The sequence below is a fragment of the Psychrobacter sp. ANT_H59 genome, from assembly GCF_008369225.1.
In the GTDB taxonomy this organism is placed as follows: domain Bacteria; phylum Pseudomonadota; class Gammaproteobacteria; order Pseudomonadales; family Moraxellaceae; genus Psychrobacter; species Psychrobacter cryohalolentis.
Genome location: NZ_VOBE01000002.1, coordinates 227344 through 252277, shown reverse-complemented (window position 1 = coordinate 252277; position 24934 = coordinate 227344). Strand labels below are relative to the sequence as shown.

Genomic DNA, 24934 nt, shown 5'->3' with positions numbered 1-24934 from the left:
GAGTGTAATAAACTGCCCATGAGTATGTCGTTCGGATTGGCGACCACGCTAAGCACCTCACAAAAACTGACCCCGCAAATGCAGCAAGCTATTAAATTGCTGCAGCTCTCTAGTCTTGAGCTTGCGCAGGAGGTTCAAGCGAAGCTGGACAGTAATCCATTACTAGAACGCATCGAAAACGATGAAGATGAGTACGAAAGTATGGATAAAGACGTATTAGATGAGTTTGGCGAGCCACTAACGTTAGACAGTTGGAATCAGAGTACTGCTTCTGATACGTTTTCTATATCTCCTTCATCAAATAATGAAGAGGGTTTTGACTATGATGACAGTACTAGCGATAGCTTTACTAATGATAGTCTAGATAAATTGCAGCAAGACGGTTTTGATACGGATGCCATTGACAGTCATACGATTGAAGACTTTGAAGGCTCAAACTATGATAGTCCTAATGCAGATTATGACGGTTTTAACACCGCCAGTACTGGTTCAGGCAGCATATCAGCGCGTCCAGATTCTGAGGACTTTGATCGCTATGAGGGCAGTACCAATGCGACGATTCAAGACCATGTGCGTTGGCAGCTGAATTTTAAACGTCTCTCAGAGACAGATACTCTTATCGCTGAGTATTTGATGGATTCTATGGACGACATGGGTTTTGTACGGCTCGATATAGAAGAGTTGCTACAGAGCTTTGATACCATTGCGAGCTTTTATCAGTGGGATGAGCGCGTTGAGCAGGATGAAGTAATGGCAGTACTGCGCATGATTCAATCCTGTGATCCGCTTGGGGTTGGCGCACGAAATCTAAGTGAATGCTTAGCGATTCAGCTATCTAAGCTCGACACTGATACGCCTTATCTAAAACAAGCCCAAGCGCTCTTATCTGCCAGTGAGTATCTGGTCAGTAATAATATTAAAGCCTTAACTGAGCGCACAGGACTTGCGGCACAGGAGATTACCCCTGCGCTTACGCTGTTGCGTACTTTAAATCCTTCACCAGGATCGCTATTTCAAAGCCGCCAACCGGATTATACTCAGTCGCCCGACAGCTATGATATCCCTGATGTATTGGTGACGCCTATCCGTCGCCATGATGCTCATCAAAACACCACCATATCTACTCAAGAAGATGGCTGGCAGGTACGTCTAAACCCTGAAACCTTGCCAAAACTACGAGTCAACCAAGAATATGCCAACCTTGTTAAGCGCGGCGATAATAGCCCTGATAATCAATATCTGCGTGAAAATCTCACCGATGCGCGCTTGTTTATTCGCAGTATCGAAGAGCGTAATCAGAACCTGTTAAAGGTGGCCACTAGCATCGTGCGCTACCAGCAATCTTTTTTGCAGTATGGCGCCACTGCTATGCAACCGCTTATTTTAAAGGTGATTGCAGACGAAGTCGATTTACATGAATCAACGGTCTCGCGCCTGACCACTAGCAAAACCATTTTGACACCGCAAGGACTGTTTTCGCTCAAACATTTCTTTTCATCACATGTTAGCAGCAGCGATGGTGATATCTCATCAACTGCTATCAGCGCGATGATTAAGCAGCTTATCGCTGATGAAGAGCCCAAAAAGCCATTGTCTGATAGTAAGATAAAAGATTATTTGTTGGCAGAAGGTATCGATATTGCCAGGAGAACAGTCGCCAAATATCGTGAAGCAATGAATATTGGCTCATCTACACAGCGCAAACAAAAATATTAATGGTCTGAATTCAATAAGTTATCTAAAGAGTCGATCAATAATCAAAATATTTTGTAGATAATATAAAAAATAAAATTTTTTGATTATATAGAAACATTAAAGAAACAACCGATTTTATTACATTTACTTACAATATAAAGCCTTGCTACTAGCAGGTTTTCATGACAAATTAGAGTCATACCAACAACAAAATCAAAGTGTCGATTTAGCAAATTTATGTAGTCAGTCATTAGGGATGAGATAAAAAAGACGATAAAAGGATATGTCGATATTTTATTAAAAGCACTGCTATTAAAGGCGTTGAGGATAAAGATACAAGATTATTTTGTGGTAAGGCAGGATGACAAGAGCAGCGATGCGACCTCATCTGTTGATTGTAAGTACTAATAAGAGGACAATAATATGAATGTTTCTATCAGTGGTCACCATATCAGTATTACCGATGCCATGGACACCGCAGTTCGCGAAAAACTTGAAAAAGTCGAGCGTCACTTCGATCAGATTCAAAGTATTCAAGTGATTCTATCGCTAGATAACAGCGGTGCTAAAAAGAGCCATAAGGCTGAAGCTATCATGCGAGTCTCGGGTAAAGAGATGTTTGTCCAAGCTCTTGATGATGATATGTATAAAGCCATAAATGAGATGGCAGACAAACTTGATAGACAAGTACGCAAGTATAAAACAAAAATGGAGAGCAAAAAAACACAGGGTGCAGGGCGTGATGCACGTTATGAAGATTTGATGACGGCTGAAGCTGAGCCTGCAGTTTAGTGATAGCTTGTTGTGTCATAAAACTTTAATCATTATTAGCCAATAAATAAATGCGTAAATAGCACTGTTATTAAATTAAACAGTATTCCTCAGTAAATTGAATACATGACATGCTCAAAAATGAGTAATTCAGCAAGCCTAAGACGCTAAGTAAAAAAAGACCTCAAACGCATAATCGTTGAGGTCTTTTTTATAATAAATTTAAAAAGGAAAGTGTTATATACGTTAGGTTTTACAGTGTAATTTCCTAAAATGCTATGTATCAAAAACGACTATCTATTCCAATGGTTAAAAACCTTAGCCACCGCCTACAGCCTGTACTACTTCAATAGCCATGCCTTCAACGATATGTAGCTTATCAAGCTCACTTTTAGGAATCAGTTCACCATCGACTTCCACCGCATAACGACCGTTACTAAGCCCAAGCTCATTGACAACCAATTGTACCGTTTGATGAGTCGTCTGTAACTTCTTACCATTAACACTAATATTGCTCATAAATCGTACTCCCTAATAATCCAAAATTCCTATTTAGCCTTACTATTTTCACTACTACCAACACTAACGTAGCTAAATAAAATAAGATTATTTCTTACTAAAATCAATCAATCAGCTATTTGTTAAGCGTGCTGAAGATAGCGCAAGCCATAACCAACCTACAATCATCAGCACACCGCCAATAGGCGTAATGGCACCGAACCAACGTGGCGCACCAAGTGTCATGGCGTATAAACTACCCGCAAAAATAATGACACCAATTTGTAATAACCATGCGGCGGTTTGGGTTGCATAGTTTAAGCGAATAAGGATACCAACAAGTAATAATCCAAGTGAATGGACGAACCAATATAGGGTTGCCGTCTGCCACCATTCTAGCTGTTGAGTGCTGACCATAGCTTTGAGACCATGCGCGCCAAACGCGCCTAAAGCAACGGCGATGGCCATATTGATCGCCGCGATACTTATCCAATTGAACATGGTTGTACTCGTATTGTTGAATAAATGCTTACTAGGCAAAGACAGTTGTCTTATCTATAGGCAACTTATTGAATATCATCAGGTAAAATCACACTGTCGATGGTCATCGCTTCACGGATTTTATCCATGGCATTTTTCTCGATTTGGCGTACGCGCTCAGCAGAGATAGAGTAGACCGCTGCCAACTCATGCAAGGTTGATTTTTGCTCAGATAACCAGCGCTGCTCGACAATATCACGCGAGCGATCATCCAAGGTTTCCATTGCAGCAATCAGAGCTGATGAATTATTTTCTTCCCAGTCAGATTCTTCGACGATTTCGGCAGGGTCAATGCCATCCTCTAAAAATAGCTGTGGCGCATAACGTCCATCGTCATCGTCACTTGATTGCGCCTCAAATGACGCATCATAAGAGGTCAGGCGCGACTCCATCTCAAGCACTTGCTTACGAGTAACGTTTAAGTCATTGGCAATCGCATCGGCTTCTTCAAGGGTCAACTGATTGTTGGTCTTTTTTAAACTGCGTAAGTTAAAGAACAGCTTACGATGCGCCTTGGTTGTGGCAACTTTTACAATACGCCAGTTACGGATGACAAATTCATGAATCTCTGCTTTAATCCAATGCACTGCAAATGATACTAGACGTACGCCTTTGTTAGGATCAAAACGTTTTACCGCCTTCATAAGTCCCAAATTACCTTCTTGGATCAAATCTGCTTGCGGTAACCCATAGCCTGAATAGCTGCGGGCAATATGAATGACAAAACGCAAATGCGACATGACCAGTAAACGCGCCGCTTCTACATCGCCTTCATCATAATAGCGATGGGCAAGCTCTTGCTCTTGCGTCGGAGTCAAGATAGGGATTTGGTGCACGGTATTAATATAAGCACCCAAATTCACCCCAGGTGCGGACAAATGCGTCGGCATGGCAGGTACCAAATCACGGGTACTGGTATCGACAAGCGCGCTGGCATCATAAGGCGGACGCTCAGCTGCCGCTTTCAGTGCTGCATCGCGCGCTTCGTTTATTTCAGGAACAGCGCTGTCTTTTTTACGGTTATTTGCAGCGTTAGTAGTGGTATTAGCCATATTCTTGACCTTGGTTAAATAGATAAGCAAACAGTCAGATAAAAATCTTTATAGTTGTAATTGTAAAGGATAGCGACGCTTAGTTGCTATCAGTTTTGGTAATGATAAAGTGATATATTGTATCAACAGAATATTTAGATTGGCTGGCGCTAAATTCTTCACTGTCTGATACGGTGGCTTGATTAATACTAAGCAATAGCGAGTTCATGGCTTTTGTTTGTAAGCTTTGCTGACAAAAAGCCATAATGTCAGCTTGAGAATTTGGGTCAGTTGCCACAACGTACAATGACTCTCCAGAGACGACACTGCGTAAAGCGACCTTAGTTTTTAACAGTGGCATCGGGCAGGCAAGTCCGCGACCATCGACCATATCTTTGATAACAAGTACTGGTTTACTCATATCTGTTTTATCATTTAAGTTGATGTCATCTGTTGGTAATAAGTCTAGGAGCTGCCTGATTGACTGCTGCTCGCTCTTAGACACAGTCTCTCCCAGACATATTGGATAAGAGGCTCGTACCATGATGGATGGACTATCAGCAGACATAAAATAAACCTTTAACGTGGCTAATATTAAACCTTGTGTTTCAGTCTAATGCTTAGCATTGCAATACTTATGGATAATATTATTTTAATACAATATGGCGATTGTGCTGAGACGCCGACGGTTTTATAAGCAACCATTATAGCAAATTGCCTGTATTCAATTGCAGTTGAATATAGTCATCATCGCGTTTGATCAATCAGAACAACTGAGTAGTATTGATCTTCATATTTTTATATTAGACTTATCTAATAGGTTCACATAACCATGTTGCGCAATAGTGACGCTCTGCGGAGTTATTAGTAGCGACAAGCAGACGGCAATTGACGTTCAATAGACAAGCTCGTATAGTCAAAGCACGTTATGATTATGCATATAGGGTACGCACTTGGATTATTCTAAAAGACAATCAATGCTTGATAAGCCGCTAATAAATGCACGGAATAAACGTGCTATCACTTACTATGCAAGCATACAGACAGGGTTATTTTCTAAGCAGGTAAACCATCATCTGTCGCGATCACTTGCGATAAAATTAGCACTGTCAACGATGCTATTGGCCTGTACAAGCGCCGCCTCTAGCAAAAGCCAAGCGGTACCATTGAGCTATGATTCATGGCAAACCACTAACACAGAAGAGCTAAGTTTGCCCAGTTTACGCGGGCAAGGGCTGAGCTTTGATGAGCAATATCAAAATAAATTGCTTGGTGAATGGTCATTAAGAAACATCAATGGTCGTGTAAAGATGGAGCATGACCCTTGGATTCAAGAAACGGTCAAAGAACTAACATGGCGGCTCAATGCCCAAGCGCGCCAGCAAGCACCGCTTGGTTTGGTCATTATCGACAATCCAAGTATCAATGCGTTTGCGGCTCCAGGCGGCGTAATTGGTCTTAATACCGGCACTATATTGGCTGCAAACAGCATGGATGAGCTGGCAAGCGTTGTGGCTCATGAGGTTGCGCACATCAGTCAGCGCCATTATGAAAGCGGCGCTGATGAGCGTAAAAAAGCCTTGCTGATGCAAATAGGTGGCATGCTCGCCGCGATTGCTGCATCGACCGTCGATGGTGATGCGGCAGCAGCAGTCATGATGGGTAGCCAAACCGCCACTATGAATAGTAGTATGGCGTTTAGTCGTAATAATGAACGTGATGCTGATCGGGTCGGTATGCAAATCATGAACCAAGCTGGCTATGACCCACGGGCGATGCCGCGCTTCTTTGCGACCATGAATCAAAAAAGTCAGATGAATCAAACCGCCAATCAGTTTTTGCCAAGCTTTATCCGCTCTCATCCACTGAGCAATGAGCGCTTGAGCGAATCTCAAAGCCGCGCGCAGCGTTATAATACGCTGCCGTTAAATCAACAGCAGCGCCATCAAGCTTTGTTTGATTTGCTGTATTGGCGGGTACAAAGTACAGGCAAGCATGCTTCAGAGACTGCATTAACGACTGCGGCAAAGAACAGCGTCGGGGCAAAGCTTGCGCTGATGCACTGGTATGGCGAGCAGCAGCGCTTTAAAGAAGCCGACAATTTATTTGTCGAGCTGTCGGCATTGCCGATAGCAAAGCGCCAAGTACTCGAGCCATTATTGTCCATTACCCAAAGCCAGATTTTGACTGAACAAAATAAATGGCAACAAGCTGCTGAAATTCTAGAGAGTCAGCAGCGGCTCTATCCTGAGCGCCGTGACTTACGACTTTATCTGGCAGAAGCCTTGACCAATAGTAATCAGCAAACCAAAGCCCAAGCCTTACTCAAGCCGTTAACCGAGCAGCAACCAAGTGATCGCTATGCGTGGCAAAGTTTGCAATTGGCCAATGAAAAATTGGCAAAGACCACCAATTCTGCACCGCTAAAAAGTATTGCTACTATTAATGCACTACGCTACCGCAGTCATGACCAACTATGGAGTGGAAGCTACGAGCGCGCGCTGACTTCTTTAACGCAAGCCAAAAAATTGACAGAAAATTTGCAAAATACAGCTCAAGCCAATAGCGCTCGTCCACTACTTGCTAATATCAATGCCGAAATCAAAGCCGTAAAAACCGCCAAAGACTTTAAGCCTTAGGCGGTTCTTTGATAACTAACTGCTATAAAGCGCTATATAGAAAAAGCGTTGATTTTATCAATATGCTGTAGCGATTAACCTTGTAGCGCGTCTTTGACCAGCTTTGAGATTAAGGCAGGATCAGCACGACCCGCGGTTTTCGTTTTTAATATACCCATCACGCTACCCATATCACGCATTGACGTTGCGCCTTGCTCAGCGATTTCTGCGTTTACCAAGGCAGTAATCTCCGCATCATCCATCTGTTTTGGCATATATTCATTGATAATATCAATCTCAAACTGCTCTTTGGTTGCCAAGTCATCACGACCGTTTTCGGTAAAAATAGTCAATGACTCATGGCGCTGTTTGAGCTGTTTTTGTAATATCTCCAAAACTTCGGCATCATCAAGCTCTATTCGACGGTCGATCTCAATTTGTTTGATAACTGCTTGTACGTTACGCAGTACTTTGACCCGTTCAATCTCACGTGCTTTCATAGAGACTTTGATGGTGTCAGTTAACGTCTGTTTAATTTGGCTCATTGTTGTTATTCCTTATGATTATAGGTAAAAAGTTTGTGTAAAAAGTCTACTAATCAGAACAAGCTTTATAATAGAAAGTGTTAGAACCAATGATAGTAATAACAAAAATTGTAGCATAAAAAACGCCACTGATATCATCGGATAACAGTGGCGTTAGTGTAGCGCTGGTACTTAACTAATCTACTTATCGATTAGTACATACGAGTGGTACGAATAGTTTCGCGTTGTAATTTCTTTTTATAACGCTTTACTGCAGCAGCTTTTTTGCGCTTGCGTACTTGCGTTGGTTTTTCATAAAATTCACGCTTACGTACATCTGACAATACGCCAGCTTTTTCACAAGCGCGTTTAAAACGACGGATAGCGATATCAACTGGTTCGTTTTCTTTAACCTTAACTGCAGGCATGAAGACTCCTCGATTAGGATGAGATATAAGGGCATTAGTTTGGCTGTGTGTTAGTATTTAGCCGTAATATCTCAAGATTACTGGCATCAGCTCAAACTAGGACAATCTTGCGCAATAGCACAAGGGCGCCTATTTTAATAAAAAATCGCAATAAAGTCAAAGGCTTTTACTTATTAATCTATAACTATCATTAAGTTGCAAACTGCTGCCAGCAATAAGGGTCGTAAGTCATTTATAGCTAAACGTTCTTTAGGAAGGATGAACGGGTTATTTACTAAATAGCATCAGTATAAATAAAACCCCTACTGTCTATAACGGTTTAGGCCAGGTTTATGCTATGATAATTTGCATAATATCAATCGTTTTATGTGCACTTTATTAAGGATGTTGGAATGAAAAAATCAGTACTCAATACGGCGCTAAGTACAGCATTTATCGTCGCTCTTGGTTTTGGTGTCAGTGCTTGTAGTAGTGAGAAAGAAGGTGAAGAGTCAGATCACATTTTAGCCGTCGATCGTGTTGATGAGGCAGCAGAGATTGCTCGCGCGAATGCACCTGCAGCAGAAAAGATGGATTTCCCAGCAACGGCGCCAATGCCAGCAGCTGATGCGACAACAGATGCGACAACAGATGCGACAACAGATGCGACGATGAGTACTGAAGAAGGGGCTGTCGCAGTAGAGGGAACAGCAGCTGATGCAACGGTAAGCGCCGATAGTTCTGATACCGCTGTGGCGACTGCCGATACTGCCAATAGTACTGAAGTGCCAGCGACGGATTCAGCTGAACCTGCAACCAATTAATCCTACTTGAAGGCAGTATTCAATAATGAGCGGTGTCACTAACCATCTATAGATGAGGAAACAACCATGACTATTAAACAAGCTGTAATAAAGAAAAAATCAGTTGTTAAGTTAGCGCTGTCTGGTCTAAGTCTTAGTGTGTTATTGACACTTAGCGCCTGTAGCGGTGGTGACAACACTCCCACTGATGAGCCTGCGGTGGTTAATGAAACCGAAGCTGTGGTTGTGGAGCCAGCAGCGCCTGCTGAAGCTGAGCCTGTCGTTGAAGTAGAAACAGTTGAGGTGTCAGAAGTAAAAGCAGAAGAAGTAAGTGCTGCCGCTGCTGAGCCTGAAGTGTTGGCTGCTGATGCAGGTGCTGCATTGTATGAAAAACAATGTAAAGTCTGTCATGAAAAAGGTTTATTAGCCGCGCCAGTATTCGGTAATAAGGAAGCATGGGCACCACGAATCGCCAAAGGTATCGATACACTACATATGCACTCTGCCAAGGGCTTTAACAAAATGCCTGCGCAGGCAAGCGCTGAAGTCAGTGAGGCACAAGTTCATGCGGCTGTTGATTATATGGTTGCTGCAGCTAGCTAAATATTATTGATTGAAATTTGCTAAACTGACCGCCATTGTAAGCTTACAGTGGCGGTTTTTTATTCACGCTACAAGGCAAAATATAAAGGCACATAGATGAAAGTATTGGGTTTAGAGACCTCTTGCGATGAGACGGGTCTAGCGATTTTTGATAGCGAACAGATAACGAGCGATAATAAAGGTCTGCTAGGGCAGGTACTGTATTCACAAATAGAGCTGCACGCCCTTTATGGCGGCGTGGTGCCTGAGCTTGCTAGTCGCGATCATATCCGTAAGTTAGTGCCTTTATTTAATGAGCTTTTGCAGCAATGCAACATCACTAAAGATGAGATTGATGCCATCGCTTATACCAAGGGTCCGGGGCTTATCGGCGCCTTGATGACGGGTGCATTGTTTGGTCGTAGCTTGGCTTATGGGTTAGATATTCCAGCGATTGGTATTCATCATATGGAAGGGCATCTATTGGCACCGCTGATGGGTGCGAATCCACCAGCGTTTCCGTTTGTCTCCTTATTGGTTTCTGGTGGGCATACGCTACTCATTGCTGCGCATGGTATTGGTCAATATGAAATCCTTGGCGAATCGATTGATGATGCGGCAGGTGAGTGTTTTGATAAAGCGGCGAAGATGTTGGGCTTGCCATATCCGGGTGGTCCTAATATCGCTAAATTAGCGGAAAGTGGCAATTCGGATGCCTATAGTTTACCAAGACCAATGTTACATCGTGGTTTGGATTTCTCTTTTAGCGGTATGAAAACGGCAGTGCATAATCTGATTAAAGATACCGATGGTTCAGGGGGCTCTGGGAATAGCTCTGATAGCGACCCGCAAGTCCGTGCTGATATTGCCGCCAGTTTTCAGCATGCCGTCGTTGATACCTTGGTGAAAAAATGCGTTAAAGCGCTTAAGCAAGTCGATATGAGCCGATTGGTTATTGCAGGCGGTGTCAGTGCCAATAGTCATTTGCGTGAAACTCTCGAGCGGGAGCTTGCTAAGATAAATGCGACCGTACATTATGCACCTCCTGCTTTATGTACCGATAATGGTGCGATGATTGCGTATGCGGGCTACGAGCGTTTGCAAGCGGGTCAAGCAGATGATTTGGCTGTCAGCTGCGTGCCACGTTGGCCAATGACCGAGTTGCCAGCGGTATAAGCGCTAGAAAGTCGCTTGTATCCAATTTATTAAACTTTATATCACTCAAGGATAACTTATGCAGTGGCTTGCGATTGGATTAGGTGCTGCCATTGGCGCTTGCCTGCGAGGGTGGCTAGCGCGTTTTAATCCGCTGCACCACTGGATACCACTTGGGACGCTTGGCGCCAATGTTTTAGGTGGACTATTGATAGGGCTGGCCTTGGTGTGGTTTGAGCGTATGGGCAGTGGCTTGTCTCCCAATATCAGATTGTTTGTGATTACTGGATTTTTGGGTGGTTTGACGACTTTTAGCACCTTTAGCGCTGAAGTATTTACCTTTATCCATAATGGCAAACTGCTTGCGGGCTTAGGACTGATTGGGCTACATGTGGGGCTGACGTTATTAGCAACGGCACTTGGATTTTATTTCTTTAAGTTGGTTTTATAATAATAAAAATGCAGCAATAAAAAAGAGCCATATTAACTTTTAATACGGCTCTTTTTTTAGTGATAATTACTTCTAGACAGGTTTTACGATACCTTCTAATAAACTCGCAAACCCTTGCATATAGGCAATCTCTTGGCTCGAGGTGCGCGTTGCCGCATACAGCTGACAGTAGACGCCGCTACCTAATGGACGTGAAACTACCCAACCTTTTCTCTCATATTCAGCCACCACCCAGTCGGGGAGTGCTGCCACCCCGCGTTCACTAGCAACCAACTGAATAAGCATAGCGGTTAGCTCGGTGGTACGCATACTTTTAAAGCTGACCTGCTCTGGGGTCATAAAATTGGCAATAATATCAAGGCGCTTAGCTTCCACTGGATAAGCAATCAAGGTTTCATCGACTAAGTCTTTGGCATGGATAAATTGTTGCTCCGCCAAGTCATGAGTCGGCGACAGTACCAAACGACTTTCATATTCAAATAAGGGCTGATAACTGATACCTTCTATCGGCAGATTGCTAGTGGTAATGAGCAGGTCAATATCACCTTCCATCAATAGATGATGCGGCTCGGGCTCAAAACCAGTAGCAAAATCTAGCTCCACATCTGACCACTCACGGCGATAATGATTGAGAATCGGCATCAGCCAATCAAAGCAGCTATGACATTCAGAAGCTAAGCGCAATCTGCCTGCTTGACCATGGGCTAAGCGTTTTAAGTTGGCTTTGGTGCGCGTGACCTGAGGTAAAATGCTGTCAGCGAGTGCCAATACCGTCTTGCCAGCTGGCGTAAAGGTCAACGGACGCGTGCGCCGATTGACCAAACTAATATCGTAATAGTTCTCTAGCTCTTTTAACTGATGCGAGACTGCAGAGGCGGTGACATGCAGCTCATCGGCAGCAGCGGCCAATGATCCATGTGCTCGCAGCGCAGTTAGCGTATTAAGATGACGGAGCTCTAGCATAAAATGACCTAACCACTGAAGTTAAAGGAATAAGAAGTAAGCAATATTTGGCTCATTCAATGATTTAAATAAGCAAAAAATCAAAATCAACGTCGACGTAGCAATAACTGTGAAATCACAACCAGAATTAAGGAAGCAACCAGCAATATCGTACCAATCGCATTGACCTCGGGTTTAAGTCCCACACGTACCATAGAATAAATACGTAGCGGCAATATTTCATAGCTAGGACCGGTGACAAAGGTCGATACCACTACATCATCGAGCGATAAGGTAAAAGCAAGTAGCCAACCTGCCATCACTGCTGGGGAAATCACCGGAATTAATACTGTCCGTACCATTGTTGATTCGCTAGCACCTAAATCACGCGCCGCTTCCATCAAACGCTCATCCAAACTACTTAAGCGCGCAAAGACGGTTATAACGACAAACGGCAAACAAAACGTAATGTGTGCCAATAATAGCGAGACAAAACCCAGCTGTAGCCCAATTAATAAAAACAGTGCCAGTAGCGATATCGCTAAGACAATCTCAGGCGACATCATTAGCACAAATAACAAGCCATTTAGCAGCCCTTTACCACGAAAGTCATAGCGATGTAACGCCAGTGCGGTCAGTGTACCGATGATGGTTGAGACTGTAGCGGCAACCAAACCTAATAAAATCGAATGCCAAAAAGCATCTAACATCGCCTGATTATTGAGTAATGACTCATACCACTTTAAACTAAAGCCGCCCCAATTATAGCCAATTTTTGACTTATTAAATGACATCACTACCAAGACGATGATAGGTAGATATAGCAAGGTATAAATCAGCCCAAGATAGCCTTTGGCGACGATATTGCCAAACCTTATGGGATTTTTGTTGTTCGGCGATTTATTATTTGTTGAGCTATTTAGTGAACTATCAGACATTAGGCCACCTCACTAAAGTCAGTCTTGCCAATACGGCGGCTACTGGCGCGATAAGCGAGTAATAATACCGCCATAGCAAGCGTCAACAGCACACTGGCGGCCGCGCCAAATGGCCAATCTCGAGCATCTAAAAATTGGTTCTTGATAATATTACCAACGAGTAAATTACGCGAGCCGCCCAAAATATCGGCGACGTAAAACATGCTCATCGCTGGCAGTAGTACCAATAGCACCCCTGAGATAATCCCCGGTGTGGTTAAGGGTAATACCACATGCCAAAAGGTTTGTCGTTTTGAGGCGCCCAAATCTTGCGAGGCAAGCAGCATATTATTGCGTAAGTCGCTAAATACCGCATATAAAGGCAGCACCATAAAAGGAAATAACAAATAGGTTAAACCAGCAATCACAGCGCCTTGGGTATATAAGATATCAATGGGCGCATCAATAATGCCTATGGCTAATAAGGATTTATTAATTAACCCGTTATTGGCAAATAATAGTTTAAGCGCATACGTCCGTACTAGGGAGTTGGTCCAAAATGGCAATATCAGCATGAGCATTAACAAAGGCTGCCAGCGTTTGCTCACGCGTGAGACAAACCAAGCAAAAGGATAGCCGAGTAATAAGCAGATTATCGTAGTAATGCCTGCCATCCATAATGAGTGCACGAAGACATCAAAATAAAGCGGGTCAATCATGCGCACGTAGCTGTCTATGCTGACAGGTAGGCTGATAAAAGCTGTGCTATCACGGGTCAAAAAGCTGACGGCTATGACCAATATATTGGGTAATAGCGCAAAGATAAGAAGCCAACCCCAAATCAGCCATAGCGTTGCCGTACGAAAAGGGCTTTTATTGCTGATGCCAGTATGTGCCATTAGTGGATTTCCTCTTCTGGCAATACCCATTCCCAGCCATCGACCCACGACACTTTTACACCTTCATTAAGCTTATAGTCAAAACTTGGGTCATCTTCATCAAAGAATTCCGAGGCTTTAATCACATGACCATTAGCCAGCTCAATAATAGAGTCTAGAGTACTGCCTTTATAATTGCTTTCGATAACCCGCCCTAATAAGCCGCCGTGAATTTTGTCAGTCGGATCATAAATTCGCAGGTCTTCAGGACGTAGCAATAAGTTGACGATATCGCCGACTTGGACATCGTTAGCAAAATCGGGTCGACGCAGATTACGCACTGGTGTTGGTCCATCTTGAACTTGTGCTTCGCAGACTTCGACCTCAATACGACCATTGGTCACGCGACCATCACGATCGGGTTGCTCAGGATAGACACCTTTGACTTCCGCTTTAAATAAATTGGTCTCGCCAATAAACTTAGCAGTAAATAGATTGGCAGGGGTTTCGTAAATCTCAATAGGCGTGCCAATTTGCTGAAACTTGCCGTCTTTCATCACTGCAATGCGGTCTGACATCGACAGCGCTTCTTCTTGATCATGGGTCACGAAGACAAAAGTAATGCCAAGCTCACGTTGCAGGCGTTTGAGCTCAGACTGCATTTGTAGACGCAGCTTATGATCGAGCGCCGACAAAGGCTCATCGAGCAATAGTAATTTAGGACGATTGATGACTGCACGTGCAATTGCAACGCGCTGCTGCTGCCCACCGGATAAATCCTGCGGGCGACGATTGGCTAAATGTTCTAGCTGCACCATCGCTAGCATCTCACGTACCCGCGTTTGAATCTCAACTTTAGGGACTTTTCGTAGCTTTAGACCATACGCTACATTTTGCGCGACGGTCATATGCGGAAACAGCGCATATTGCTGAAACACCGTATTGACCGGACGCTTATCAGCGGGCAAGCCTGACATTTGGACGCCATCGAGATAAATCTCCCCAGCATTAGGCTGCTCAAAACCGGCAATCAACCGTAATAACGTCGTTTTACCGCAGCCTGATGGACCAAGCAAGGTGATAAATTCACCATGCTGAATATCAAGGTTGATGTCCTTTAAGACCTCAGTATTATCATAGGTTTTCTTTAGACCGGTCAGTTGTAGCAATACCTTATCAGTGTTTGCTGATGCAGGAGTAGTCGGCGGCGTTAAAAGTGATTCGGTCATAATGATTCCTAAATTACCGACATACATACTAAAATATCAGTGGCAGTCTGAACGCTGTATACGTTAGACATGATGATTTAGTATGTTAAAGCGATGAGTTTAACAGGGGTTGGTCGCAGGCTATTATAACAAACCTTCACTATAAGTCAGCGCAAGTTCCTTGTTGGTTGGTTGATGCATATAGTTATCTTGGAATGGCGATTAAAGATGAGTCTACGCTTTGTTAAATAAACTAAGTAACCACCCTTAAATTAAATAATTTTTACCATTTTTTTGAATTTATTCCTATACAATTGGTTTGCGTATGATAAATATAGAGTGACTTATAAAAGTAAGAACTTAAGTGAGGTTTGCTTAAAGCACCAAACAATATCGAAGACTTAGACTCTATGACAGGATAGTTATAGAGCAATTTACTATGTTAACCCGTTAAATTATCAAGGATTTCTTATGCCTAACAATACACGCCCTAAAACAGGTCAGGAAGCACTGGAGCTGCTTAAGCAAGGTAATATACGCTATGTAGACAGCTTGACCAATACCGATCCCTGTATGCAAAGGCGTCCAGAATTAATCAAAGATCAAGACCCTTTAGCGATTATTTTGGGTTGCTCGGACGCACGGGTACCGGTTGAGATCGTTTTTGATCAAGGTTTAGGCGATTTATTTGTCATACGCGTTGCAGGTAACGTGGTAGCTCCTTCACAAATTGGTTCGATCGAATTTGCTGCTGAAAAATTCAATACTAAACTGGTCGTGGTGCTTGGACATTCGCACTGCGGCGCTGTCACCGCCTGTGTTGAAACATTAATCAATCCTGAGCAAAACTACTCACCCAATCTACAATCTATCGTCGACCGTATCCGTCCAAGTGTCTATAATCTGCATGAACTTGCGACCGCTAATGGGCAAGATGTGGATGCAGACGAGCTGGTTGATCGCTCTATACGTGCAAATGTGCGTATGTCGGTCAGTCAATTAAAGCATGGCTCGCGTGCGTTAGAGGATTTAACCAGTAGTGGTCAGCTATTGATCGTTGGTGCCGAGTACGACTTAGAAACAGGTAAAGTGCGGTTTTTAGATGCTTAATAGTGCTCTATAAAGGCTATGCTAGAAAGAATAAGTGTTATAGGTATGATCATTTAATCTATTAGTGATTAAAAATATTTACATATAGGAATAATCATGAGTAATAATACTTTTAATAACGACCATTCAATACAAGAGCAACCTGAAAGCAGCGTAAAGGCTGATGGCGTACAGCCTATCTCAGCGCAGACGACAGGTTATACCTTTAACCATACGATGCTGCGTGTCAAAGATCCTGTGAAGTCTTTAGCGTTTTATACTGGCGTCTTAGGTATGACGTTACTGGCAGTCAAAAAATTCCCAGCCATGGGTTTTGATTTGTACTTTTTAGCCAAGCTGACTGAGAGTGAACGTGAAAACTTGCCGTCGGGTAATGATTTAGAGATTTTTGCCTTCCGTCAGCGTGGCATTTTGGAATTGACTCATAACTATGGTACCGAGACAAAAGCGGACTTTAGCTATCATGATGGCAATCAAGAACCACAAGGGTTTGGTCATATTTGTTTTAATGTACCTGATCTCAATGCAGCGGTAGCTTGGTTTGATGAAAACAATGTCGAATTCAAAAAACGTCCAGATGAAGGCAGCATGAAAAATATTGTCTTTATTAAAGATGTTGATGGGTATTGGATTGAAATCGTACAAGCAGATTTGATGGCTTAATTGATTCATAAGTTAAGCGAATAAAAAAGCCACCTTATTGTTTGATAGGGTGGCTTTTTATATTGCTAAAGGATTCTTATTTAGTCTTTTTCGACTTGGAAGTCCGTATGGCAGGATTTACAACTGTCGCCAACAGGTTTAAAAGCTGGCATCACATCGTCAATGCTAGTTGCTGTCTGTGCAGCGGCGTTTAGCTCAGCAGTGACCTTTTGAAAATTCTCTGCTTCTGCTTTAAAGCCATCAACATTTGACCAAACCTCTGCTTTGGCATTGCCAGCGGCGTCTTTATTATTAAAATGGCTCCAAGGATTTTTAGACTCTTCTGCTAAAAATGCTGCCTGTTCTTTAAAAACGTCAGCATCAAATGTATCCGGCTCTTTTGCCATGCCGCCCATAACCTTCATTGCATCACCGAAGTTCTTCATGATGTCCTGACGAGCTTTGACATCAGGGTCTACTGGTGTGCTACAAGCCGTCAGTCCTAAAGTTGCTGCCATCAAAGTAATAGCAAAGATAGATTTTAATGATTTTTGATTCGATACCTGAGTCATGATTCGTGCTCCTTTTTACGTTGCTAATAAAAAGGTGGCGTAGCATACGCATGCTCGTCACCTGATTAAATGGCTACTATTAAAATAAATTTTATCCGATATTTTTAATATATTTTCTCTATTAACATTCGAAAATACTGTTTTTCATGATGCTTAAATTACGTACTATTCTATATTAAACAGCAAGCAGCTTAAGTAGCATAGGGCGAAACCGTGAGTTTTTGTAAAATAGATTAAATATTCTCATAAATTGGTTTTAAATAATCGCTTTCGCTAAGCTATAGTAGATACACTTTTAAAAGAATACAGTGCTACTGGGATTAATTATTCGCAGCCTCTGTCTGCGTAGGCACAGTAAGCAAGAAAAATTGATACCAGTAGTACCTTATAATCTTTGTATTTCTTTTATTCAAGACTGAATATATAAATTGCTGTCCTAAAAATTATCATTACTTATTTTGAATAACACTTTATTTAAAATAAAAAAAGGTCAGCATGATTAGCTGACCTTTTTAACAATAAAATGATTTATATCAAAACCAATAAATACTAGTAAGTTATTATGCCAATCCCGATTATAAAGTCAACCAATCACGCGGTTTTAGGTAGAAGTCAGTCAACTCAAACTCAGGCGTGCCCTGATCTGGTTCAAAACGATAATGCCAGCTAGCAAGCGGTGGCATACTGACCAAGATGGATTCAATACGCCCATTACTTTGCAGACCAAATAGAGTGCCGCGGTCATAAACGAGGTTGTATTCAACATAGCGACCTCGGCGATAGAGCTGAAATTCACGCTCTGCTTCAGTATAGGACACATTTTTACGCTGCTCAAAAATTGGCAGCATACCTTCAAGATAGCCATTACCGACCGCTTGCATAAATTTAAAGCAGGTTTCAAAATCCCAACCGCGACTTTCAGTATTGACGTCATCATAAAACAAGCCGCCGATACCGCGCTGCTCATCACGATGACGTAAATGGAAATACTCGTCGCACCATTGCTTGAAATCAGGATAAATACTGTCGCCAAAAGGTGCACAGAGGTCATGACAGACTTGATGCCAATGCACGCAGTCAGCAAGCACAGGATAAAATGGCGTTAAATCAAAACCGCCACCAAACCACCAAATAGGGTCTTTGCCTTCTGCTTCGGCAATAAACAAGCGTACATTGGCATGGCTGGTTGGCACATGAGGGTTTTTGGGGTGCACAACAAGAGATACGCCCATTGCCTGTGCTTTACGACCAGCAATATCAGGATGGCGAGCGGTTGCTGAAGCAGGCAGGTTTTGGACATGAATATGACTAAACATAACGCCAGCTTTTTCAATAACTTCGCCGTCTGCCAACACGCACGAGCGACCACCACCACCTTCAGGGCGCTGCCAATCGTCAGGGACAAAGGTAGCGGCTTTCTGCGCATCAGTGCAGCCATCACTTTCTTGCGCTTCTAGGGCTTGGCAGATACGCGCTTGTAAATCGACTAGAAACTCACGCACGCGCATGATGTCATGATGGCTTGGTGTCGTTGTTGCATCGGTCGCCGACACATTGATATCGTTATCTATATTTGGGATGCTCATAAAATATCTGATTATTTGCTATTTATTAAGGTGTAGGGTGGTATTAAAATCTGTGTCTAATAGATGACCCATACGATCGCGCTTGGTCGCTAGATATTCAGCATTCATATCATTCACCCCAACGACTAATGGCACCCGCTCAATGACATCGATACCATGCTCGGTCAAGTAAGCGACTTTACTAGGATTATTGGTGATAAGGCGCACAGCATCAACGCCTACATGAGCAAGCATAGGTCCACACATATCATAGATACGCGCATCAGCAGGCAACCCCAACATAAGGTTGGCATCTAGAGTGTCGTGACCTTGATCTTGTAAGGCGTAAGCGCGGATTTTATTGGTCAGACCGATGCCGCGCCCTTCTTGGCGCAGATATAAAATCGCCCCGCAGCCCGTTTTTTGTATCGCATCCATAGCGGTATTTAGCTGTGGTCCGCAATCACATTTTAAGGAGCTAAAAGCGTCACCAGTTAAGCACTCAGAATGAATTCTTATTAACGGAATAGGGCGTTCTGATAAAGCATCATCTTTTTGATTTAAGATGCTGTCGGCAATATCCGTTTGATCAAACACAGGCAGACCTACCGTCAGCATCACATGCTCTTGACCCTCATCATTCTCAAAGATATGAATATCAAACTCGCCGTGACGAGTAGGCAATTTGGCGCTAGTAATAAATTGATATGACATTAATGCCCTGCATAAGCTGATCATCGTGGCGCTAATTGTCTGACATAGCTTTATTATAATAGCTAAGTTCTTGTAAGCTAGCGGGTTTGCAAGATAGTATGCTAATTATATTTATTATAAAAACCCATAAATTATAAAAACACACAAAGTTCACAGACGACGCACGATGATTAAAGCGACAATTAAAAATAAATGCTATTATGCCATACTATTTTGACGGATACAGTGACAAGTCTTTGCCCTTACATTACTATGTCGTCACTAACGTCCGGTATGGATACAAAATAATAAGGCATAATAGCCATTATTATTACCTTTGAGGCAGCTATTAGAGCAGTCTTTAGGGTTGTCATTGAACGTTATTATCTTTATATCAAATAGCGTATTTTGGGTTATTGCAGCGATAAAAGCTGTATCACTAATTGTATAGTCGATGCCATCCCTTGTATTAGCAATGATACAAATGATGGCATGGCTATTATTAACGCCACTTAGACTATTGCTATTGCTAGACCTTGTCTAAGGTAGCATCTGGTCAGCAGATTGGTAGGTATCGTACGTTTTATGCAGCAGTCACCTCATTCCCCACAGTCTCAGTCATTATCTGCGTCAGCTGTTGATTCTGCTGTACCGCTATCAAAACTGCAACAAACGTATGCAGTGATTCCACGTGAGCGTCCACAGACGCCATTGCTCGACAGTGTAGATAGTCCTGCTGATCTCAAGACTTTTAGCAGTGCTGAGCTGATGACTTTAGCCGATGAGCTAAGGCTGTTTGTATTGTATTCAGCGGGTCAAAGCGGTGGTCATTTCGGTGCCAACTTAGGCGTGATTGAATTGACTATTGCGCTACATTATTTGCTAGACACCCCGCAAGATCAGATCGTTTGGGATGTGGGTCATCAAGCGTATGCGCACAAAGTACTGACAGGTCGCCGTGATCAGTTAAGTACTATCCGCTCTAAAACTGGCTTAACGGCTTTTCCAGAACGCGCCGAATCTGTCTATGATACCTTTGGGGTTGGGCATTCATCAACGTCCATCTCAGCTGGTTTAGGTATGAGCTTAGCGCTACGCTATCAAGGGCGCGCGCAGACGGTTGCCTGTATTATCGGCGATGGGGCGATGACAGGTGGCATGGCGTTTGAAGCGATGAATGACGCGGTGCAACAAGACGCTGATTTGATGGTGATTTTGAATGACAATGACATGTCTATATCCTGCTCGATTGGTGGCTTTTCACGGCATTTAGCAATGCTTTGGGAGTCAGGGTATCAGGTTGATATCTCTGATGCAGGCGAGCCAATATTATGTCAACGCCCTGATATGCAAGCATTTGACCGACGTAAGCGTCATAAAGAGCAGCGCGATGTACCGCAACTAGAAGACAATCTATTTAAGGCGATAGGCTTTACCTATTTTGGTCCTTTTGATGGTCATAATATTCCTGAGCTACTACGTGTATTGTCGCTTGCCAAGCAAGTCAAAGGTCCAGTTTTGGTCCATATTTATACCACCAAAGGTAAAGGCTTTGCGCCTGCTGAATTAGATCCAGTCGGCTATCATGCTATTAGTAGCTTACCTGCTGACGATAATGCACCAAAAACTGAAAAAGCAGCGATTAAACCTTCCTTAAAGTACTCGCAAGTATTTGGGCAGTTTTTATGTGACAAAGCGGCACAAGATAATAAGCTGCTTGCCATTACCCCAGCGATGGAAGAAGGCTCAGGGATGATTGAGTTTGCTCGTCAATTTCCAGAGCGTTTCTTTGATGTAGCGATTGCTGAGCAACACGCTGTGACGTTAGCGGGTGGCATGGCAACGCAAGGCGTGAAGCCGATTGTAGCGATTTACTCGACGTTTTTACAGCGCGGATACGATCAGCTGATACATGATGTTGCTTTGCAAAATCTTGATGTGATGTTCGCCATTGATCGCGCCGGTCTAGTTGGTGAAGATGGTGCTACGCATGCAGGGGTGTTTGATTTTTCCTTTTTACGCTGCGTGCCCAATATGCTGATTGCAGCGCCAAAAGATGAAAACGAATGCTATCATTTGCTCAATACTTGTTATGAATACCAAGGTTGTACCGCAGTGCGCTATCCGCGCGGTGTCGGCACTGGCGCGACTATTACGCAGCCAGCGCAAATTTACAACATTGGTGAAGCGGTTATAGAGTCGGTACTTGGTACAGACGATGCACCCAAGAAACTGGCATTATTGGCATTTGGTACAATGGTCAAAACGGCTCAGAAAGCCGCAGAAATGATTGCGAAATCCCCTTTATTAGTATCAAGCTGTCAGCTGCATGTGGTCAATATGCGCTGGGTGAAGCCTTTAGATACTAACTTGCTTGAAACCCTAGTTGAGCAAGGTGTTACTCATATAGCGACTTTAGAAGAGCATATGATCATGGGCGGCGCGGGTAGTGCGGTCAATGAATATTTATTAAATGAATCGGCTGCTTTTAAAATCCATCGTCCAGCTATCTGCAATATAGGTATCCCTGATCGGTTTGTAGCGCATGGCTCTCAAGCAGAACAGCTAGCAGATTGTGGTCTAGATGTGGAAGGTGTGTTCAATCAGCTCCAAGACTTATTATCTTAACTGATGTGGCTTAAGGTTTAAAAGACGATTAATCATCTATCTGCTACATTATAAAAATAATAAATACCCATAGTCCGTAAAAAGTTGATAAAATAGCTGTGTAAAAAATAAGGCTGTATTTTTGTGCCAAGATATCGCCTGCTTGCCGTAGGTGTGAACTATTTGACAATTTGAGCGGTGCGACTAATAGCAACCAAATATTGTGGTTTGCTATGTGGCTTTATTTTTCATTGATTTTATAAGTAGTGTTGGTGCTATAAGTATCTCTTACTTTACATATTTTTTTTATTAATAAGTATCTATCGATTGGTACTTATAAATTAATATTTATCTAGTAATATCCATTTATCAAACAAGCAGGTTATTGTATGGAACCCATGGTCGTCATCGCAGCGCGTGCTGCTGAAAAAGTCGGTAAAGAAATTTTGTACGCGCATCAAAACCGTCACAAAATTGAGTTGGATATCGAGTCAAAAGGACTAGATGGTCTGGTTACTCGTATTGATCGCTTTAGTGAAGAGCTGACGATTGAGACATTAAAAGCCAGCTATCCAAATCATTCGTATTTGGGTGAAGAGTTTGGTATGCAGGAAGGTCGCGGCGAAGATGCTGACTGGTGCTGGATTATCGATCCACTAGATGGCACTAAAAACTTCGTTCATGGCGTACCACAGTTCTGTGTGTCTATTGCCGTACAGCATAAAGGTGTGACTCAGCATGGTGTTATCTATGATCCTGTCCGTGATGAGATGTTCTCTGCTAGCCGTGGTAAAGGCGCGCGTTTAAACCAACGCCGTATCAGTGTCAGTGAGCGTAAAACGATCGATGGTGGTTTATTTACTACTGGGCATCCTCTTGAGCGTAAGCGCAATGGCGAAGTTATCTCATATGCCAAAGAGCACTACGAAAGCCTACAAAAAATCACTGAAGCGGGCGGTCAAATACGTCGTTTAGGCTCAGCTGCTCTTGATTTATGTTATGTGGCTGCTGGTCGTTTTGATGGCTACTTTGAGATGTCAATCAAGCCTTGGGATATCGCAGCAGGCGAGCTTATTGTCACCGAAGCACGTGGCGTGGTCGTTGATCATACCGGCGCACACAATTCGATGACATCAGGCTCTATCTTTGCTTGTAATATAAAACTGCTAAAACCTTTGATGCAAGTGGTTGTGCCAGCATGGGGCGATGCGCTTTAATCGTCCCCTTTTAGATAGCTAGGTATGATAAATAAAAAGCTGGTTCTGTTACGGAGCCAGCTTTTTTGTTTTACCATTACCTTTATAGCCACTTTTATCTTCAACTGTAATACCATTGAATTCAAGCTCTTTACTAACCTTTTCAAGCAGCTGCAACTCTTCTTCTATTAGCATCAGCATATCTTGCACATGAGGTAAGGCCTTGCTACAGGCAGTAATACCAAATTCAATCTTATCCAAATAACTTGCCAGCGTAATATTCATCGCTTGCCCGTTGAAGACAATCGAGGCAGGGTACAAAGATTGTAGGCGCGCGCCATTCCAATACAATGATTTTTCGGAGCCTGGCACATTTGAGATAATCAGGTTAAAGGCTTGTTTTTTAGGAAACAAACCAGTCGCCAGATTAATCCCTTCCCATGCATAAGACACCACACTGTAGTTAATAACTTGCGCTTGATTCATACGTCTAAAACGGCGTTTGCCATTGTTCATACTGTGATGAATTAGCTTGATTCTACTCAATGGATCATCCAGATGAGTACCCAGATTGGCAAGGACAAATGACAGCTGATTGCCCGCGACACTATCGTCAGTTCGTAAAGACATGGGCACGAACGCAATCAGAGGCTTGCTAGGTAGTGCATCCATAGAAATCAAATAACGCCGGATAGCACCAGCACAAACGGCTAATACTACATCGTTTTTGCTAATATTAATACGCTCAGCAATATCATTGAAGCGCTTAATATCATAAGATTGTGCCGCTATGCGCCTCGATGCTGAGATGCGTCTGTTTAGAATACTTCTCGGGGCATCAAAGGTACTGACATAGCTGTCGTCATTATAATTTTTAAAATTATCCAGTAATTCTGTGAACACAGGTTTAATGGTAGATACTTGCTCTTTTAGAATGCGTAAAGCGGAGCGCTCTTTGGGCAAGATAGCATCGATCTGATTGCGATGGCGTGCCATTAATGACCAAATAGGCAAAGTAACCGGCTCATTGGGCGATTGTGACAAGGATTTTTTCACCAAACGCATGGCAGCGATACCATCAACCAGCGAGTGATGGATTTTGAAATACAGCGCAAAGCGCTCTGGGCTACCTTCGCTCTCTGGCTGAATGCCTTCAATCACATGGCATTCCCACAGGGGCATAGCACGGTCTAATAGACGACCATGCTCTCTTGAAACATACATCAAAAGTTCGCGCACACGAGCGGGCTTGGGTAGGGCGACATGATGCAAGTGGTGCTCAACATCAAAATTTTTGTCTTTTTTCCAAAATACCATATGCTCAAGCACTTGGTTGAACGGAAACGTTGGCGGTACATCAGAGTCTTGCATCTGCTTTACAAGCTGATGAACAAAACTGATATCGGCATCTTCTGGTAATTCAAATAAAAATAGACCTCCAACATGCATGGGTTGTTTACGCGACTCAAGAAGTAAAAACAACTGGTCGACTGCTGTAAGAAGTCGCATAATAAATCCTTTTATAATGA

25 protein-coding genes are annotated in these 24934 nt (G+C 43.0%); 11 read left to right on the top strand and 14 right to left on the bottom strand.

Annotation, left to right across the window (positions count from 1 at the left end; all coding sequences use genetic code 11):
- Positions 1-18 precede the first annotated feature (18 nt).
- Both rpoN and hpf read left to right on the top strand, forming a co-directional pair.
- Positions 19-1716, top strand: a complete 1698-nt coding sequence (gene rpoN, locus FQ083_RS04140) for an RNA polymerase factor sigma-54 (protein WP_149408944.1) — start codon at positions 19-21, stop codon at positions 1714-1716.
- 402 nt (positions 1717-2118) lie between these two features.
- Positions 2119-2487 (top strand): ribosome hibernation-promoting factor, HPF/YfiA family, encoded by a 369-nt coding sequence (gene hpf, locus FQ083_RS04135; protein WP_149408943.1) that lies wholly within the window; start codon positions 2119-2121, stop codon positions 2485-2487.
- A 297-nt stretch (positions 2488-2784) separates the two neighbouring features.
- Here the strand turns inward: hpf and thiS are convergent, their stop codons facing one another.
- The 4 genes from thiS to FQ083_RS04115 all read right to left on the bottom strand — a co-directional run bounded on the left by thiS (position 2785) and on the right by FQ083_RS04115 (position 5103).
- Positions 2785-2985, bottom strand: coding sequence for a sulfur carrier protein ThiS (gene thiS, locus FQ083_RS04130; protein ID WP_149408942.1), 201 nt, complete (start codon positions 2983-2985; stop codon positions 2785-2787).
- A gap of 111 nt (positions 2986-3096) precedes the next feature.
- Positions 3097-3465 (bottom strand): DUF423 domain-containing protein, encoded by a 369-nt coding sequence (locus FQ083_RS04125; protein WP_149408941.1) that lies wholly within the window; start codon positions 3463-3465, stop codon positions 3097-3099.
- A 65-nt stretch (positions 3466-3530) separates the two neighbouring features.
- Positions 3531-4394: an RNA polymerase sigma factor RpoH gene (gene rpoH, locus FQ083_RS04120; protein WP_011512600.1), complete on the bottom strand. Its 864-nt coding sequence runs from the start codon at positions 4392-4394 to the stop codon at positions 3531-3533.
- 241 nt (positions 4395-4635) lie between these two features.
- Positions 4636-5103: a sulfurtransferase TusA family protein gene (locus tag FQ083_RS04115; protein WP_149408939.1), complete on the bottom strand. Its 468-nt coding sequence runs from the start codon at positions 5101-5103 to the stop codon at positions 4636-4638.
- 409 nt (positions 5104-5512) lie between these two features.
- Between FQ083_RS04115 and FQ083_RS04110 the strand changes: the two genes are divergently transcribed.
- Positions 5513-7174 (top strand): M48 family metalloprotease, encoded by a 1662-nt coding sequence (locus FQ083_RS04110; RefSeq protein WP_149408938.1) that lies wholly within the window; start codon positions 5513-5515, stop codon positions 7172-7174.
- Between the two features lie 74 nt (positions 7175-7248).
- Here FQ083_RS04110 and FQ083_RS04105 read toward each other — a convergent pair whose 3' ends face one another.
- Together FQ083_RS04105 and rpsU are read right to left on the bottom strand one after the other, a co-directional pair.
- Positions 7249-7698 (bottom strand): GatB/YqeY domain-containing protein, encoded by a 450-nt coding sequence (locus FQ083_RS04105; RefSeq protein ID WP_011512603.1) that lies wholly within the window; start codon positions 7696-7698, stop codon positions 7249-7251.
- Between the two features lie 191 nt (positions 7699-7889).
- On the bottom strand, positions 7890-8105 hold the full coding sequence (gene rpsU, locus FQ083_RS04100) for a 30S ribosomal protein S21 (RefSeq protein ID WP_010195908.1): 216 nt from the start codon (positions 8103-8105) through the stop codon (positions 7890-7892).
- 392 nt (positions 8106-8497) lie between these two features.
- Between rpsU and FQ083_RS04095 the strand changes: the two genes are divergently transcribed.
- From FQ083_RS04095 to FQ083_RS04080, 4 genes are all read left to right on the top strand, one after another.
- Positions 8498-8908, top strand: a complete 411-nt coding sequence (locus tag FQ083_RS04095; RefSeq protein ID WP_149408937.1) for a hypothetical protein — start codon at positions 8498-8500, stop codon at positions 8906-8908.
- A gap of 66 nt (positions 8909-8974) precedes the next feature.
- Entirely contained in the window at positions 8975-9490 is a 516-nt protein-coding gene (locus FQ083_RS04090) for a c-type cytochrome (RefSeq protein ID WP_149408936.1), read from the top strand.
- A 96-nt stretch (positions 9491-9586) separates the two neighbouring features.
- Positions 9587-10645, top strand: a complete 1059-nt coding sequence (tsaD, locus tag FQ083_RS04085; RefSeq protein ID WP_149408935.1) for a tRNA (adenosine(37)-N6)-threonylcarbamoyltransferase complex transferase subunit TsaD — start codon at positions 9587-9589, stop codon at positions 10643-10645.
- Between the two features lie 58 nt (positions 10646-10703).
- Entirely contained in the window at positions 10704-11075 is a 372-nt protein-coding gene (locus FQ083_RS04080; RefSeq protein WP_149408934.1) for a CrcB family protein, read from the top strand.
- Positions 11076-11147: 72 nt separating this feature from the next.
- Here FQ083_RS04080 and FQ083_RS04075 read toward each other — a convergent pair whose 3' ends face one another.
- The 4 genes from FQ083_RS04075 to potA all read right to left on the bottom strand — a co-directional run bounded on the left by FQ083_RS04075 (position 11148) and on the right by potA (position 15041).
- On the bottom strand, positions 11148-12038 hold the full coding sequence (locus FQ083_RS04075; RefSeq protein WP_149408933.1) for a LysR family transcriptional regulator: 891 nt from the start codon (positions 12036-12038) through the stop codon (positions 11148-11150).
- Positions 12039-12124: 86 nt separating this feature from the next.
- Complete coding sequence (gene potC / locus FQ083_RS04070; protein ID WP_149408932.1) at positions 12125-12955, bottom strand: spermidine/putrescine ABC transporter permease PotC; 831 nt, start codon at positions 12953-12955, stop codon at positions 12125-12127.
- On the bottom strand, positions 12955-13833 hold the full coding sequence (gene potB, locus FQ083_RS04065) for a spermidine/putrescine ABC transporter permease PotB (protein ID WP_149408931.1): 879 nt from the start codon (positions 13831-13833) through the stop codon (positions 12955-12957). The genes potC and potB overlap by 1 nt, the downstream gene beginning before the upstream one ends.
- Positions 13833-15041, bottom strand: a complete 1209-nt coding sequence (potA, locus tag FQ083_RS04060) for a spermidine/putrescine ABC transporter ATP-binding protein PotA (RefSeq protein ID WP_149408930.1) — start codon at positions 15039-15041, stop codon at positions 13833-13835. Before potA ends, potB begins: the two co-directional genes overlap by 1 nt.
- 450 nt (positions 15042-15491) lie before the next feature.
- Between potA and FQ083_RS04055 the strand changes: the two genes are divergently transcribed.
- Positions 15492-16130: a carbonic anhydrase gene (locus FQ083_RS04055; protein WP_149408929.1), complete on the top strand. Its 639-nt coding sequence runs from the start codon at positions 15492-15494 to the stop codon at positions 16128-16130.
- Between the two features lie 96 nt (positions 16131-16226).
- A complete protein-coding gene (gene gloA / locus FQ083_RS04050; protein ID WP_149408928.1) occupies positions 16227-16793 on the top strand; it encodes a lactoylglutathione lyase in 567 nt (188 codons plus the stop codon).
- Positions 16794-16873: 80 nt separating this feature from the next.
- Here the strand turns inward: gloA and FQ083_RS04045 are convergent, their stop codons facing one another.
- The 3 genes from FQ083_RS04045 to ribA form a co-directional block, all read right to left on the bottom strand.
- On the bottom strand, positions 16874-17344 hold the full coding sequence (locus FQ083_RS04045; protein ID WP_149408927.1) for a c-type cytochrome: 471 nt from the start codon (positions 17342-17344) through the stop codon (positions 16874-16876).
- Between the two features lie 575 nt (positions 17345-17919).
- Positions 17920-18930, bottom strand: a complete 1011-nt coding sequence (gene hemF / locus FQ083_RS04040; RefSeq protein ID WP_149408926.1) for an oxygen-dependent coproporphyrinogen oxidase — start codon at positions 18928-18930, stop codon at positions 17920-17922.
- Between the two features lie 18 nt (positions 18931-18948).
- Positions 18949-19623, bottom strand: a complete 675-nt coding sequence (ribA, locus tag FQ083_RS04035; protein WP_133103852.1) for a GTP cyclohydrolase II — start codon at positions 19621-19623, stop codon at positions 18949-18951.
- 564 nt (positions 19624-20187) lie between these two features.
- On the opposite strand from ribA, the gene dxs reads away from it, so the two are divergent.
- Together dxs and FQ083_RS04025 are read left to right on the top strand one after the other, a co-directional pair.
- Positions 20188-22230 (top strand): 1-deoxy-D-xylulose-5-phosphate synthase, encoded by a 2043-nt coding sequence (dxs, locus tag FQ083_RS04030; RefSeq protein WP_149408925.1) that lies wholly within the window; start codon positions 20188-20190, stop codon positions 22228-22230.
- 368 nt (positions 22231-22598) lie between these two features.
- A complete protein-coding gene (locus FQ083_RS04025; RefSeq protein ID WP_011512618.1) occupies positions 22599-23426 on the top strand; it encodes an inositol monophosphatase family protein in 828 nt (275 codons plus the stop codon).
- A 48-nt stretch (positions 23427-23474) separates the two neighbouring features.
- Here the strand turns inward: FQ083_RS04025 and FQ083_RS04020 are convergent, their stop codons facing one another.
- Positions 23475-24914: a WS/DGAT/MGAT family O-acyltransferase gene (locus tag FQ083_RS04020; protein ID WP_149408924.1), complete on the bottom strand. Its 1440-nt coding sequence runs from the start codon at positions 24912-24914 to the stop codon at positions 23475-23477.
- Between the last annotated feature and the right edge of the window lie 20 nt (positions 24915-24934).